At 52.1% G+C, this 15,614-nt stretch carries 12 protein-coding genes; 2 read left to right on the forward strand and 10 right to left on the reverse strand.

Features of this window, described 5'->3' with window-relative positions; all coding sequences use genetic code 11:
• Window positions 1-100: 100 nt before the first annotated feature.
• The gene (locus CLV60_RS28525) at window positions 101-844 is read right to left on the reverse strand and encodes a ThuA domain-containing protein (RefSeq protein WP_106598814.1); all 744 of its coding nucleotides are present in this window, start codon (window positions 842-844) and stop codon (window positions 101-103) included.
• Between the two features lie 247 nt (window positions 845-1,091).
• Between CLV60_RS28525 and CLV60_RS28530 the strand changes: the two genes are divergently transcribed.
• The gene (locus CLV60_RS28530) at window positions 1,092-2,213 is read left to right on the forward strand and encodes a Fic family protein (protein WP_106598815.1); all 1,122 of its coding nucleotides are present in this window, start codon (window positions 1,092-1,094) and stop codon (window positions 2,211-2,213) included.
• Window positions 2,214-2,217: 4 nt separating this feature from the next.
• Here the strand turns inward: CLV60_RS28530 and CLV60_RS28535 are convergent, their stop codons facing one another.
• From CLV60_RS28535 to CLV60_RS28570, 8 genes are all read right to left on the reverse strand, one after another.
• Complete coding sequence (locus CLV60_RS28535) at window positions 2,218-2,478, reverse strand: type II toxin-antitoxin system RelE family toxin (RefSeq protein ID WP_106598816.1); 261 nt, start codon at window positions 2,476-2,478, stop codon at window positions 2,218-2,220.
• Entirely contained in the window at window positions 2,475-2,657 is a 183-nt protein-coding gene (locus CLV60_RS28540) for a hypothetical protein (protein WP_106598817.1), read from the reverse strand. Before CLV60_RS28540 ends, CLV60_RS28535 begins: the two co-directional genes overlap by 4 nt.
• 205 nt (window positions 2,658-2,862) lie before the next feature.
• Window positions 2,863-6,312, reverse strand: a complete 3,450-nt coding sequence (locus CLV60_RS28545) for a PVC-type heme-binding CxxCH protein (RefSeq protein ID WP_106598818.1) — start codon at window positions 6,310-6,312, stop codon at window positions 2,863-2,865.
• 63 nt (window positions 6,313-6,375) lie between these two features.
• Window positions 6,376-7,602 carry a GDSL-type esterase/lipase family protein gene (locus CLV60_RS28550; protein ID WP_106598819.1) on the reverse strand — a complete coding sequence of 409 codons (1,227 nt, stop codon included), beginning with the start codon at window positions 7,600-7,602 and terminating at the stop codon, window positions 6,376-6,378.
• A gap of 93 nt (window positions 7,603-7,695) precedes the next feature.
• The gene (locus tag CLV60_RS28555; protein WP_106598915.1) at window positions 7,696-8,967 is read right to left on the reverse strand and encodes an MFS transporter; all 1,272 of its coding nucleotides are present in this window, start codon (window positions 8,965-8,967) and stop codon (window positions 7,696-7,698) included.
• A 185-nt stretch (window positions 8,968-9,152) separates the two neighbouring features.
• Entirely contained in the window at window positions 9,153-10,349 is a 1,197-nt protein-coding gene (locus tag CLV60_RS28560; RefSeq protein WP_146151609.1) for a putative outer membrane beta-barrel protein, read from the reverse strand.
• Window positions 10,350-10,461: 112 nt separating this feature from the next.
• Entirely contained in the window at window positions 10,462-12,327 is a 1,866-nt protein-coding gene (locus CLV60_RS28565; protein WP_106598821.1) for an ATP-binding protein, read from the reverse strand.
• Window positions 12,328-12,346: 19 nt separating this feature from the next.
• The gene (locus tag CLV60_RS28570) at window positions 12,347-13,042 is read right to left on the reverse strand and encodes a LytR/AlgR family response regulator transcription factor (RefSeq protein ID WP_106598822.1); all 696 of its coding nucleotides are present in this window, start codon (window positions 13,040-13,042) and stop codon (window positions 12,347-12,349) included.
• A gap of 185 nt (window positions 13,043-13,227) precedes the next feature.
• On the opposite strand from CLV60_RS28570, the gene CLV60_RS28575 reads away from it, so the two are divergent.
• Window positions 13,228-13,761, forward strand: coding sequence for a hypothetical protein (locus CLV60_RS28575; RefSeq protein ID WP_106598823.1), 534 nt, complete (start codon window positions 13,228-13,230; stop codon window positions 13,759-13,761).
• Window positions 13,762-13,886: 125 nt separating this feature from the next.
• On the opposite strand, the gene CLV60_RS28580 is transcribed toward CLV60_RS28575, so the two are convergent.
• Window positions 13,887-15,581 (reverse strand): SGNH/GDSL hydrolase family protein, encoded by a 1,695-nt coding sequence (locus tag CLV60_RS28580; RefSeq protein WP_229211170.1) that lies wholly within the window; start codon window positions 15,579-15,581, stop codon window positions 13,887-13,889.
• Between the last annotated feature and the right edge of the window lie 33 nt (window positions 15,582-15,614).

A 15,614-nucleotide genomic window follows, 5' to 3' on the forward strand; every position in this document is an offset into this window, starting at 1 on the left:
TGCTATAAACAGGGGCCACGCTGCGGCCCATTATTCGCCATTCTGCGGTCAGCGGTCAGCCGTCGGCGGTCAAACAACCAACGCCCCAAACCGCCTCGCGCTACTTCACCCCCTTCCCTGTTGCAGCCCAGTAAATGCCGCCATACAGGTGATCCAAAAACGACTGATCTGAGTAAACCAACCCAATATGCCCCAGGCCGGTGTAGAATGCGCGGCCGCCGTCGAAATTGTGGTACCAGGCAATCGGGTGGTCGCCCATGCCATTGCCCTGGCTGGTTTTAGGATCGTATGTTTTTTCGTCAAGCGTAATGAGCACTTTCAGGTCGTCGGCATTGAGCGGCTTTTTGTATTCATACCACTCGTCGGTCCATAGCATGCGTTTGGGGAAACGTTCGAGGCCGGGAAAATTGCTGTCTTTCACATCCAGGAACGCGGTCTGCTGCGCCGGATGGGTTTTGAAATAGGCCCCTACCAGCTTGCCGTACCACGGCCAATCGTATTCGGTATCCGCTGCCGCGTGAATACCTACCCAGCCTTTTCCGCTTTTAATGTATTTTTCCAGGGCGGCTTGTTGCGTGTCGTTGAGGATATCGCCGGTTGTGTTCAGGAAGATCACAACCGAGTAATTAGCCAGACTTTTGTCATTGAAAACATCGGCACTCTCCTGCCAGTCGACCGAGAAATTATGCCTCGAGGCCAGGCTTCTGATCCCGGTTACACCCTCATGGATTGAAACATGGTGAAAACCCGCAGTTTTGGTAAAAAGCAACGCCTTGAATTGCTGCGCATGCGCCGTAACCGCGCTTCCGATCAGAAGAGACAGGGCCAGTAATTTTTTGAGCATGATTGTAATTTGGGTAAAGATGGAAATAGTATTTAAAACACGCTGTGGGGGAAATTTACTGATGGGGCTTTATGGGATTGGCCTACTTCTAAAATTGAAAGTACTATTTTAATGCCAAAATCAGAGCTAACATTAAAATATGACACATTTTAATGTTAGCACAATTAAAAGCATTAATTTTAATGCCAAAATCAGAGCTAACATTAAAACACAGCCTAATTTAATGCCAAACTAACACACTGATTCCATGCCTTATCCCATCAATCCCGACCGAAGTGTGCCCTGGAACGATCTTCCCGAACTGCCTATTTCCGAAGAACTGTACCGAAACATCGACGTTTACGAAGCCCTCGCTAATGCAAAAGCTGCATTGGGAAGGCTGCAAGGCCGGAGTATCGCGATCCCCAATCAGGCTATCCTGATCAACACCATCAGCTTGCAGGAAGCCAAGGCATCCAGCGCGATAGAGAATATCTTTACCACAGACGATGAACTGTATAAGGCGTTTAGTGAACAGAGGCTTAACGAAACAAGCGGTTCCGCCAAAGAAGTGCTGCGTTACCGCGAGGCGCTCTGGTTCGGTCACGATTTTTTGAAAGACAGCGACCGGTTCAGCGAAGACTATTTCAGGGTTGTTTACCAGGAGATTTACCAAACTACCGAAGGCATCAGGCCGCCGTTTATCCAAACCCACATCCGGCAAGGTGGTACCGGCCCTAACGCAGGCAAGCCGGTATATACGCCTCCGCGAGGAGCGGGGATTATCGAAGCTAAACTGACCAATCTTGTCAATTTCCTGAACGACGATGAAACATTCAAAGTCGATCCGGTACTCAAAATGGCCATTGGACATTATCAGTTCGAAGCCATTCACCCATTTCGCGACGGCAATGGCCGCACCGGCAGAATTTTCAATATCAACTATCTCACACACAAAGGCTTGCTCGACTACCCCATCCTATTCCTCAGCCGCTATATTCTCGACCATCGTGAAGATTATTATAATGGCTTAATGGGCGTCAGCCAGCGCGGCGAATGGAATATTTGGCTGAAATTCATGTTAAATGCGATTGAAGCTACTGCGATATTGACCTACAATAAAATCAACGACATCCTCAACACCAAGGACGCGATCCGCCAGGTGATCCTGGACGACACCGCCATCACCCGGCCCGAATTGCTGGTCAATGCGATATTTACGCAGCCATTCACACGCGTAAAGCATTTGACGGATCAGCGGCTTTATGCGGAAAACACGGCAAAAAAGTATTTAAATCAGTTGGTTGATCTGGGAGTGCTACAACGAAAGGTGATTCAGGGAAATCACTACTATCTGAATTTGGAATTGTATCGGATCCTGGGAGAGTAAGTCGTTATCTACTATAAACATCCTTTCGATCACCGATCGCTACAATTATGACATGCAGTTCTCCGTCATTAATCTCATAAAGAATTCGATAATTCCCCACACGAGCCCGATAAATTTCATCGGTATCGGTAAGTTTCCTGACGCCCGCCTGATAGGGATTTTCAGCCAGGGAATTAATCTTCTTAACCATTTGGCCGACGGCCTTCGAAGGAAGTTTGGAAAGTTCTTTTAGTGCGCGTTTTGCGTAGCTGACCTTATATTTCATAGTTTACCATGGCTCCGCAGGAACTCCATGGCTTCTTCCTCTGACACAAACTCTCCGTTTTTTCGTTCCGCATAGACCGCCAGATCGATCAGATCCTCATGGATTTCCCGCGCTGTTAGCTTCTTTTGTTTAGGCTTGCTTTCCAATGCTTTGCCATCCTTTTTTTCAGTTGTTTCCATGGACGTGAGTGATTTGAATCAAAACAAATTTACGATTTTTTTAAGAGTTCTATCAAGCCTAATATCCGCCGGTGCCATTCAAATTTGCAAGTACTTATCAGGCACTTAGTATCGATTATCAAATGGCGGAGAAATATATCCAAATAGTAAAAAAGCCGGTACTCATCCAGAGCACCGGCCATATTTCAACAACATTCAAAACAAATCACTTCCCAACCTTCAACCGCGTCTGCGCGCCTCCGGTTACGTCTTTCAACTCCACTTTCAAGCCACCTTTCACCACATTCCGGTCGAGCACCAGTGTGATCGGCTGAATGCCCTGCGAAAGATCGGCAGTGATGGTGCCGTCCGTGACTTTCAGCGCTTTGCTCCCGTTATAAGCCGCAACACCCGCTGGCGCGTTCAATGCGAAGGTTACCGGGCCTTTCGTCAATGCTTCTACCTCGAAACGGATAATGCTGAATGGCTTACCGGCGCTGTTTTTCATTTCGGCCAGGTCGTCGGTCGGGAGCTCGCCTGAGACTTTGCTGTATGCCGGGCTGGTAACGATTTTGGCACCTTTGCCGGCAATGACCGGCGTTTCCATAGAAAACTTGTTAGCTAGCTCCTTACTCAGCTCGATCGTCTCCCACCTGCGTACGTAGCGCGTTGCAGGCACGCGGAAGTCACCCGGTTCGCCGAGTTTGGTTAGGAATGCCACGAGGTTCACGAACTGGTCGCGGTCGAGGCTGGCGGTGAGGCCCGGAGGCATGAGCGAGCCCGGGACTTTTTCCATTACCTGCACCTGGCTTTTGGCAATAGAAACCTCTTTACCCGTCACGTCGCGGATCACGATGTCGTTGGCGCCGTCGGAAGCCAGGTAACCCATGAGCTCCGAGCCGTCCTTTTTCACGACGCGTTTCAGGTCGTAACCTTCTTTAATGGAAGCACTTGGATACAGAATCGAGCGGATAATGGTCTCTGCTGGCGAACTGGTACCAAGGCTGCTCAAATCCGGGCCGATCAATCCACCTGCGCCACCAATAGCGTGGCAGGTTGTACAGCTCGATTCCGCTTTACGGAAAATAAGCTCACCTTTGGCGGCATCGCCCTTTTCCCGGGCCAGCTTGGCAAGTCCTTCTATGGTTTTGTCATCAAGATCCTGCGGCATTTTAGGCGCAGGCAACGAGCCGCCCGATGCTTCCAGGGCCTTTTTCAATGCGGCGATCTCGTCGATGCTCTGGCGTGTCCAGCCGGCACGCTGCTGCACGAGCACCCGACCACGTTTGGCTACGGCTTCCGGGATTTTCTTCGCAGCAATAGCCTCTGCCAATGCCGCCGATCCGGGGTTCGATGGAATGAATGCGAGGAACAAGTCCGACATATCGGTGTCCGCCGGCAATGTCCGCATGAGTTCGGCGCTCACCCGTGCACCTTCCTTCTCGTCCAGCGACGCGAGTTGCGCGGCAGCGATAATGCGAACTTCGGGAGTATTCTTCGGACCGGCAAGGTCAGTTACGAGTTGCAGTGCTTTGGGTTTATCAATAGCCCCCAATGCGCCCAGCGCCGCTTTCTTGGTAGCCGGGTTACCGCTCTGGATAAGGCCCGTCAGACGGTCGTTCAATGACGACAATTTCCAAAGACCGATGAGGCGAATGGAGCTCAGGCTGGCACCCTCGTCGTCATTACCAATCAATGCAGCAATGCGCTCCGGACTCTTGTTGGGAGCTACATGACGCTGATTGCCGGCTTCTTCGAGCGCAGCCAGCTGAGCAGCCGCGTTCTTGTTGTTGCTCTGCACAGCCAGATCCAGCAAGGTATTAAGGTCGGCAGGCTGGCCGAGGCGCGCAATGGATGCGAGCACGTCTTTCTGGTAATCATCAGGCACCTGGCCTTTCTGGTACAAAGCAGTCAGTAAAGTCGCCGCATCGGCACCGGTAGCCGATTTCAATGCATAAGCAGTCTTTTTGGCGTCGCCCAGCAAGTTGGCGTCGGTTTTCAGTTTGGGCAGCCAAACCGGTTCCAGTTCCCGCACGGTTTGCCACAATGCAAAGTCCAGGAATTCATCCATCTGCGCGTCGAGCACCGTTAATGCGGTTTTCGCGGCTTCCGGTGTCTTGGTTTTACGCAATGCGATCACCGCTTCCAGGCGTACCTGTGGGTGCGAATCGCCCACTGCTTTGGCCAGCAATGCGGGCGTATTCGAAACTTTCGGGTACCAGAGCGCCAGCGCACGCAATGCGGCCGCACGTACGTTGTGGCTTTTCGCATTCAGCAAGCTTTGCAGCACCGGCTCGTTTACGGTTTCCAGCGTTTGGTATACCCACAATGCTTCCAGCAGATTGTGCTCGTATTTCGCATCATTTTTATCCAAACCAGCGACCCACTTTTCCAATGCGGGCAATACCTCCTTCGCGCCACGGGCTTTCAGTACCTGTTTCGCTTGCAGGCGTGTCCAGTCTTCGGGCAATTTCAATGTTTCGAGCAGCTCGGCCACGCTCGCTTTGCCTAATTGCGGTTTCTTCACCAGCGGGCGGTTCTTGGCTACTATGCGCCAGATACGACCGTGCTGCTGGTCGCGGCGGGGATCGTGGAAATCGACTTCACCGTGCTGAATGATGGGGTTATACCAGTCGGCGACGTAAATGGCGCCATCCGGACCAACGTTGATATCCACCGGACGGAAAGCCACGTTATCAGACCACATCAGGTCGTCGGTCTGCTTAGACACATAACCACTCCCCTGCTCTTCCAGTTTGAAGCTGTTAATGCGGTTGGCACGGAAGTCGTTCGTGATCATACGGCCTTGCCACGCATCGGGCAAATGCGTACCGGAAACCACGTCGAGGCCGCTGTGCTTCGGCTGACCGGGGTTAAGGCCTCTAAGAATCCGTGCAGCACCCGGCGCCGTCACGAACGTCGCCCCCGGAAATGCGTAGTTAATACCCTCACCACCGGCGCCGTCCGTCAGGAACGATTGCCCCCAGCGGTCGAACTGCAAGCCCCACGGGTTCACAAGCCCGCGTGCGTACACGTCCATATCCAGGTTGCGCGTATTGAGCTGCCACACACCACCGCCTTCGAGGCGCTTGATACCAAATGGCGTTTCCACGTGGCTGTAAATGTAAATCGACTGATTGAAATACATCCGCCCCTCAGGTCCCCAGCGGAAGGTGTGGATCAAGTGGTGGGTGTCTCCGGTGCCGAAACCGCTCAGAATGCGACGCTTCTTGTCGGCCTTGCCATCACCGTCGGTATCCGCAAAATGCAGGATTTCCGTCGAGTTAGCCACATAACACCCCCCATCGCCAGGCAGGATACCCGTTGGCTGGATTAACCCTTCCGCAAAAACGGTCGATTTATCGGCTTTGCCGTCGCCGTCCGTGTCTTCCAGGACGAAAATCTTGTCGTTCGCCGATTCACCGGTTTTCAAATGCGGGTATACGGTACTGCTCACCACCCAGAGGCGGCCTTCGGTATCCCAGTTCATCTGGATCGGCTTCGCGACCATCGGGTCGGCGGCGAACAGCGTTACCTCGAAGCCTTCGGCTACTTTAAAGGATTTCAGTTCCTTTTCAACGTCAGGGTCAAGGTTAAAGGGATGCTGCTCGGGCTCTGTCGAGGAGGTTAGCAGCACCATGGGAAGGAGCAACGCTCCGTAGAATAGTTTTTTCATATGTAACAATCGGCGGTCAGCGGTCGGCAGTCCGTCGGCTTTATGTTCTGATATCGGTTAATGTTAATCCAGTTTCCGCAATTCATACACCACTTCCTTCGGCTCCGCATGCAGGATAATCTGCCCTTCGAGCCATTTGATGAGGATATTCTGCTCTTCAAGCCCCTTCACGTGGCGACCCTGCTCATATTTCCGGAAACCGATGATGTAGGTCTGGTTCAATGGCCGGTACTGGAAAAAATGCAGTTCGTTTTTACGGATAATCATCTCGCGAATGCGCGCCGACTGCTCGAATTGCGGCCCCTGCTTGATCTCCACGCCCTTTTCCCACTCTTTCGCAGAGGCGGTAACAACCTGTTCATTCCCGGCCGTCAGGGTGTAATATCCCTTTTTCAACCCGACGACCCGCACTACGTTGGCATCGTTGCCCACCCAGCTGCTGGCCTGCGGAAACGGTAATGGAAGGTATTTGTCGGTCACTACAAACCGCACGATCGCATTGTTATCCTTGCCGTCGGTTGCGATTTTGACATTGGAAGAATACGGAGTTGGCTTGGCGACCGTAATCGTCGAAGTTACCCGGTCGTAAGGCACACCCATGGCTTTTCCCAGCACATCGGCGAGATAGTAATAGCCGGTTTCGTTCAAATGGACGGTGTTTTCGATGATATCCGCCTTCTTGCTCGTATTCAGCACGGGATTGTAAATATCGATAAACTGCTTGCTGCGCTGGGAAGCCACATCGGCAATCGCTTTGGAATACAATTCAAGATCCGCATTCCGGGCATCGATATGCTGCGAGGTGTCAGAAGAAACTACCGGTATCGTCGAAAGCAGCACGGTCCGGGCGCCCAGCGATTCAATTTTATCAATCAGTTTATTCAAACCATCCTTGAAATGCGCCACTCCGGCCTGGCCTTCCTGCGCCTCCACGCCCCCGTACGCGAGGAACACGATGCTCGGCGCAGCCTGGGTAATGTCCTGTATCAAATGCTCGTAAGGCGTCGGCGGATTGGTGTAGGTGCTGCGTGCTTCGCCCCAGACGTTATCGCCCGTCCAGCCAAGGTTGCGGAACGTAATGCCTTTGTCGGCGAAACGCGTGGTGAGCGCCAGTTCCAGGTAACCATACTGAAATTCGTTCTCAAAGATGGAATTCCCCAGGAAAACGACGCGGTCGCCGTCTTTCAGCACATTCGGGCTTTTGTTCTGGGCGTGAGTAGGTCCGTAGACGAGGGTTAGTAAAAACAGAAAAACACAAACCGGAAGCCCCGGCAGTCTAAAATTGCTCATTTACCTTGGGTTAAGTGTTTGGCAGAGTATTATAACAGCATACAAAGACCCAAATCCATCGAACTTAACCGCCCGTTACACAAAATTCGAGCATCATACTTCCTCCGGCACCGGTTGCAGCGCCTTCGGAGCGGGAATTACGGCGATGGTAATCGCCGTGGCCAACACCAGCGCAACCGCCATCAATGTATAGGAAGCATTAAAATTCCCCGTTTCACTGTTGAGATAACCCACCAGATAAGATCCGGCAAAGGAGCCCAATGCGCCCAGGCTGTTGATCAGCCCGATAGCCCCGCCGATCACATTCTTGGGCAATATCTCCGCGATGGCTGCAAAGAACGGCCCATAGGGCGTATACAATGCCCCTCCGGCAACCACCAGCAGGGCATATGCGAGCCAGAAATGCTCGGTACCAATCCAAACGGCAGCGTACAAACACACAGCGGCAATGAGCAGAAACGGCCATACGAACACTTTGCGGTTGCCTGTTTTATCCGAAAAATAGGACGCCGCGAGCATCCCCACCACGGCAAATACATAAGGCACCGCCGACAGCCATCCGGTAGTCACCATATTCATATTCGGAGCTGCCTTAATGATCGACGGCAGCCACATGACAAAACCATACACCCCGACGCTCCACAACAGGTATTGCAGGCAAAGCAGGATCACTTTCGTGGATTTAAATGCCTCCGCATAGTTTTTGACCGGCTTAATACCTGCCTGCTCGGCTTTCAGTTTCTCTTCTACGGCCATTTTCTCCTCCTGCGTGAGCCAGCTGGCTTCCATGGGGCGCTCGTCAATCAGTTTCCACCAGATAAACGCCCAGAGAATGCCGGGCGCGCCCTGGATAATGAACATCCATCGCCATCCCAGCGAATCGATCAGGTATCCCGATAGCACCGACATCCACAGCACCGTCACAGGGTTGCCCAATATCAGAAATGTATTTGCACGCGAACGTTCTTCCTTGGTAAACCATTGACTCAAAAGGATCAGCATCGCCGGCATTACCGCGCTTTCCACCACGCCAAGCATGAACCGGATCACGATCAGTGCCGTCGCATTGTTGACCATCCCCGTAGCTGCCGCCAGGCCGCCCCAGAGGATCAGCGAAATGAATATCAGCTTCTTGGCCGTACGCGTAGCCGCATAATGTGCACCCGGGATCTGAAAGAAAAAATACCCCAGGAAAAACAGCGAGCTCAGCAGCGTGGAGGTATTCGGGTCGATATGAAGATCGTCGGCCATGCCTCCCGCCACCGCAAAGCCAAAATTGGCACGGTCGAGGTAGGCAAGGCTGTAAGTGACAAAAACAACGGGGATAATCCGGTACCAGCGTACCTGTGCGAGTTGCGGCTTCATGCAGGGGTTCAGGAGATGATATGCATTAAAAGCGCAAAACCCCGGTGGTTCTACCATCAGGGATCTGAAATGTTGGAGCTCGTTTGCCGAAGCGTTGTTTGTAACGTTGGTAGCAGATCGGGATATCCAACGTCCGGAATGCCGTCAGGCATGCAACAACAAAAAGCAGCGCCGACACAAAAAGGCTACTTGCTTAACAGCTTATACCCAAGGATCAGCGAGGCTTTGCTGTAATCCAAATCAACCCTGGCCCGGTACAGGTAAAGGCTTCGGTTGAGATAGTACCTTGCTTCGAGGCTGAAACGCCCGCTGGCAATACCGACGCCACCGGCAAAATTGGAACCGGCAATGACTCCGTAATTTACATTGTCGTCCCGCTTGCCCATAGCCTGTTCCTTCAAAGTCCAGGCGTAGAGCGCATTTACGAAAATTTTGGTTTTATCCGAGAGGTAAAAGTGGTGACGGATACCCACGGGCAGTTCGATGGTCCAGAAATCGGCATCGAGCGTGTATCCGGGCGACGCGAGGGGAAATTGGTAGTACTGGAAGCTGGGCTCGACCAGGACTGACCATTTATTTTTATGAAAAGGTGCGAAATACTCCCCTTCCAAGCCAACCCGTGCGGAAACCTGGCTGCCGCTGCGTTTGCCCTTGTTTGTGAACGTAAAATTCCGGGTCGACAGCATCGTCAAATCTGCACCCGCCGTGACTTTCAGGTTGAACACATTTCGCTTTCCCTGCTTTACGACATTCTTCGCCGACGGATTACGGCAAATATTATATCGTCCGAAAAACCGTATCAGATCGGTGTCGCGGTAATTGGTACGCTCAATTTGAAGTTGTGTAATGCCCTCGCAGGAAAATTCATTCAGCAGCTGCTGCCGGAAGCCGAAATTGATGGCACGCTGACCATTACCATCAATATAGCGTTTGAAAATCAACGGTGTATACAGAGAATCCGCTTTCTGATAGTAAAACTGACTTACCTCGTTCTGCTTGTATTGCAAAAGTTTCGCTTCGCCTTCAACCAGCACTTTCAGGAACACCAGTTCTTCCTTCCATTCAGGATTGCGGCCATTGGAAAGCCTGCTCACGTCCGTCGAGCTCTGATCCACCTTCACAAAAGCCCTCACGTACGCGTTGCCGCCATCGATTCCGAAGGCTTTGATATCCTGCAACGTGGCTTCGACTACTTCATCACCCCCCGGCAGCTGGTAGCGAAACGATGACGGGTTATTGTCCCAATCCACATTCCGGATGTTACAGATCGTCCTCACGCCGTCGTTGGAGAGGAAATAGCCTTTTTCAAATCTGATCTGGGCTTTTACACTGATCGACAGGCAAATGAAAAAAAGCAGCAGGATTGGTTTGTCAGGGAGCATAGCGCGGTCGAGTTTCGGTACAATATAATCAAAGTAAAATGATGTAACCGATGAGACCGTTTTATTTCTGTTTAGCGTTGCATGCATCCGGCTCGCATGCCCCGAAACTTGTTCAGCCCTTCTGAAACTGCCTGTAAAAGGCCCCTGCTTCCCCCAGCGCTTCCTTACAAATGTTCAATACCCGCTCCAACGGCCCGGCGATGCTCTTTGTATCAACTGATGCGCTTTCCAGGCTATCCAGCGGCTCATCGAGCAATGGATTCAGGCCCATAATCGAAATAGTCGTTTTGATGCCATGAGCGATCCGGCGGATTTCACCAAGGTCATGTTTCGCCGCCGCCGCTGACAACGCTTCGAGTTCCCGTGGCATGAGATGCAAAAACTGCTCGGTCACCAGCTTTTCGTAGGTGGCGTCGCCGTTACTGATCTCCCGCATATAATCCAGGTCAATTACCTTGAATGCATGGGTGGGCGAGCCGTTCGCGGAAAAAGGTTTGGTATAACTGGCCAACACCCTGTCCAGCTCGCTTTCCCTTACCGGTTTGGCTATATGGTCGTCCATGCCGAGCCGAATGCACTTCTCTTTTTCCCCCTCCATCGCATGGGCTGTCATGGCTATCACCGGGATCGTCAGTTTCAATTCCTCGCGTATCGTGCGCGTAGCCATGTAGCCATCCATACCCGGCATTTGAATATCCATAAAAACCAGGTCAAAAGGCTCGTTGCGAAGTACCTCGATCGCCTCATGTCCATTGGCGGCAACACGGCCCACTATCCCCCGCTCCTCCATGAGGCGCATCATCAGCCCCTGGTTAATGATGTGATCTTCGGCAATCAGGACACGTAACCCCGGCCTTCGCGGGTGAGCTGCTTCCACGGAAGCGCCGGCAAGAGCCATTTCACTCTCCACCGTCACCCGGTACGGAATGGTCACTTTCACGGATGTACCTGCGCCGGGTTTGCTTGTCAGCGTTATGTGCCCGTCCTGCAAATGCACAAGATCGCGCACGATGGACAAGCCAAGGCCTGTACCTCCGAACTGCCGTGTAGTGGAATCCTCCGCCTGGCGGAAACGTTCGAAAATCGTTTCGAGGCGCTCGTTTTCAATGCCTATGCCAGTGTCGGCCACTTCGAAGGTGAGGTCCACCCGGCCATCCTTGCCGCCGTCCGTAGTAACACGGAGGTTGATTTCCCCCGTTTCGGTGAACTTGAATGCATTGCTGACCAGATTGACGAGAATCTGCGTCAGGCGCGTCGGATCGCCCGTAATCGTTTCGGGGATAGCCGGATCGAACGACACGATAAGCGGCACGTTTTTTTCGGATGAGCGGTGGTGAAACATCGTCTCGACCGAATGTACCAATGCCTCAGGATCGAAGGGTACGTGTTCGATCCGCATCATACCCGATTCTATTTTGGACAAATCGAGGATATCATTCACAATCGCCAGCAGCGTTTCGCCGGATTGCTGTACGGTACTGATATGCAAACGGGTATCGGCGTCGAGTTTTTTCTTTTGAAGCAGATTGGTGTATCCTAAAATCGCGTTCAGCGGCGTCCGGATCTCGTGACTCATATTCGCCAGGAAGTTCTCTTTCACGAGCACCGCCTCTTTCAGCTTTCTTTCGCTGGTATTGAGCTGGCCGATCAGCTCAGCCTGTTTCTTCATGCGTCCGATAATGATCGCAAAAACCGCCGTAAGCAGCGCCAGCACACCGATCGTCAGATACAAGTTCCAGCGCAAAACCCGCTGCCCGCTCTGGTCGACCACATTAATCTTCACGGCCAGCGCCGCCCGACTGGTGCTATCGGCCTGGTGCGAAAGTCCGCTGCTCATCCGGTACTCGTCCAGCAGGCTCTCATTTGCACTGATCAGCTCTTCCAGGTTCCGCCGCGTCATATACTGCACCGCCACCAGCGCGAGCACGGCGGCTACAAAACCTGTGGTAATGTAAATGACAAGCGTGCGGACTCTCATGGATTCAACTTTTCAAAACTCACAAAACATTCAACCTGCGGTTCAGCGCCGCGCGGTAGGTATCGGCTACGGGTACCATTTTCTTGTTAATAATAAGCGTGCCGCCTTCGATTGTGTCGATTTTACCTACCTGGATGATAAATGAGCGGTGTACGCGGAGGAATTTCGATTCGGGGAGCTTGGCCTCTACTTCCTTCAAAGAGGTGTGTACGGAGTAAAATTTTTCGAGCGTGTACAGTTTCACATAATCCCCCATCGCCTCGGCATACAAAATATCCCCGATTTTCAGCCGACGGACGATGTTGGAATCGCGGATGAACAGGAAACTGTCGTCCTCCATCCTCACCTCCTGCTTTTTGCTCCTGAAAATCTCCCGGGCTTTTTCAATGGCCTGCAAGAAGCGGACGGGCGTTACCGGTTTGGTGATGTAATCGGCTACATTGAGCTCGAATGCTTCGGCAGCGTACTCTTTTTTAGAGGTCGTGAATATGATAACCGGGTTTTTACTGCCCAGGCTCTTCACCAGTTCGATGCCCGTCATTCCTTCCATTTCAATGTCGAGCAGCAGCAGATCCACCTGTTCGTCCATAATCCGGCGATAGGCGTCCATGGCATTGTCGCACTCCCCGATGAGCACCAGCTCCTTATCGTGCTTCACAAGCTGCTTCAATGTGGTGCGGGCAATGATGTTATCGTCGATCACCAGGCAATTCATAATTAACGATCCGGTTTGGTGGGAGGAATGCGTAAACCAATGTAGCGAAAAGAAACCACAAAGACACTTTTGCCCTTTTCACCGACAGTTTCTGCCCTTCTGCCCACGCCCTGTTTCCCAGTTTGGCTCCACCAGGTAGTTTTGGATCATTCAAACGATCAATCACCAAAAAACATAGCATCACAATGAAAACTTTCATCACATCCGCTATTATCGCCGCATTGGCCATCACAGGAGCTCAGGCACAAACCCTTGCCAAAGACATCAGAAAAGAACACCGCGCCGAAAAACATGCCGAAGCACGCAGCGAAGTAAGCTCCCGCTCCAAAGACAGCTTCTACGCCGATTTCGGCCAGGTAAGCGATGCCAAATGGGTTAGAGGACCGCAATTCGACGAGGTCACATTCACCAAAGACGGCCAGCAACAAACTGCCTATTACGACAACCACTTCATCCTCGTAGGTACCACCGCCGACAAAAAATTCGCCGACGTGCCTGCCAAAGCACAAAAGGAAATCCAGAAACAATTTAAAGGCTACGCGATCGGCGCGGTGGTGGAGTACAAAGACAACGAGAACAACGACACCAACATGCTCCTCTACGGCACCCAGTTCGATGACGCCGACCATTACTTCGTGACCGTTTCCAAAGGCAAAGAAGCCGATGTACTGATGGTCAAAACCGACGGCGAAATCTCGTTTTTCAGCACCCTTCGCTGAAAGGGAGAAAGGAGGAACGGGAGGAAGGAGGAAAGGGAGAAAGGAAAACCCTCCCTTTCCTCCCCTTCCATCCCTTCCTCCCCTTCCTCCCCTTCCTCCCATTCCTCCCATTCCTCCCTTCTTTCCTAACGCCGCTTTTTAGCTTCAACCTGCTGCTCCACAAACGAGAGCAGCTCGTTCAGATTAAACCGGGAGGTATTATTGGCCGCCGCATAGCGCACGTAAGGCAATGCCTCCGACGGCTCGTCCATTTTCAGGAGTATGACAAAAAGCATTCGTGCGCGTTCGAAGCTGTTCTCCATGCGGAATGCTTTTGAAAGATAGTTCACCCCCTGTCTGTTCAAACCGAGCGCTATACTCAGTTTACCGGCGTTGTCGAAATGCACGACATTCAATGGATCGTCCAGCGCCAGTGCTTCGATTACACGGAGCATTCCCGCGGTATCTCTTGCAGCGGCATAATATTGTTTGAGCGTGCTCATCGCATCCCGCCAGGATATTTGTTTGACTACCAATGCCCCAGCCAGCTTTTCCTCTTCCGTTTTCTCGCGCTTTTCTTCCGCCGGCATCGGGATATTGAACGGCCAGCCTTCTTTCAGGATCATCATTTCATACTCCCCTTTCAAAGAATCTACGAGCGTGACCGGCATTTGCTTTTTCAGTATTGCGAACGGCATTTCATTCGGTGAGGCCGGCAACAGCCCTGTTTTTCGAAGGGACTGATAAAATGCTTCCGAAAGCAGCGCATAGCCCTGCAAGTTGGGATGTACGTGTTCCAGCAATGTTTCCTTACCCAGAATGCGCCCAGTGGAATGCTTTTGAAAAAGATCGCGCGTGTCGACGAGCGTCACGCCCTTGTGTGCGTGTGCGATGTCTTTGATAATGGCATTCAATGCCTCCGGCGCACGAAAACGCAATGCGTCGAGCTCTTTGGCGCGCACAAACTCCTTTTTAGCACCGCTGTATTTGCCCTGTTTATATAAACCAATGCCTGATTGATAATGCGTATCGGCCGATTCTCCTTTTCCGCCGGGAATACAGATAAAGGGTTTCAAATCCTTTTCATTGCTAACCAGGTTGCTGATCAATAACGGTATATGCCTGGCGCTTACTTCCCCGGCAAGTTCGTCCATATTGGCTCTGAACTGTTCGAGTCCGGCATGGTATGCGTCCGAACCGAATGCAATCTGCTGGTCGGCAGCCATTCGCTTCATCAGGTTTTCGCGCAGATCTACTTTTTCGCCTGAAATCAGCCCCTTTATCTTGTCGGTGAGAGATGCCATCAGTTGGGTAAGCCTCCAACTGCGGAGGTTCATCAGCAAGCGCGCCAGTGCACGGCTATGGCCAATGCCTTTGGTAGCGGCCACGCCCATGGCTCCGTAGTATTCATTATGGCCCGTGTAAACCAGCAGGGCGTCCGGCTCATAGTCGAGCACGGCTTTCCCGAAATCGAGGACGGTGTAGGAATTAACGGCCGTGAGCGAGAGGTTAATGACCTCGAAATCGTGATCGGGATAGCTTTGCGAAAGCCGGTATTGCAGCCAGCGGTGGAACGATCCGTTGTTCATGTAGGGATAGCCAATGGTTGTCGACTCGCCCAGTACGAATATCCGAAATACGCCCGGCGTCTTTTTTGCGGTAAATGGCTCGGCGTTGCCGTAAGTCGCATTCTGCTGGTTGGCAAAATAACGTTTTGATGCGTGCGGGTTAAGCAACAGGTAGCCCTTTCGGGATGGATCTTCCGTAAAAACCGCCAAATCATGGCCATAACCAAACAACCGCAATGCCCCTTCCAGCACCAGCAGTACCAGAAAGGGCATTATTAATATGATTAACTTAAATTGAGACTCGCG

It is taken from the genome of Dyadobacter jiangsuensis, from assembly GCF_003014695.1.
GTDB classification, from domain to species: domain Bacteria; phylum Bacteroidota; class Bacteroidia; order Cytophagales; family Spirosomataceae; genus Dyadobacter; species Dyadobacter jiangsuensis.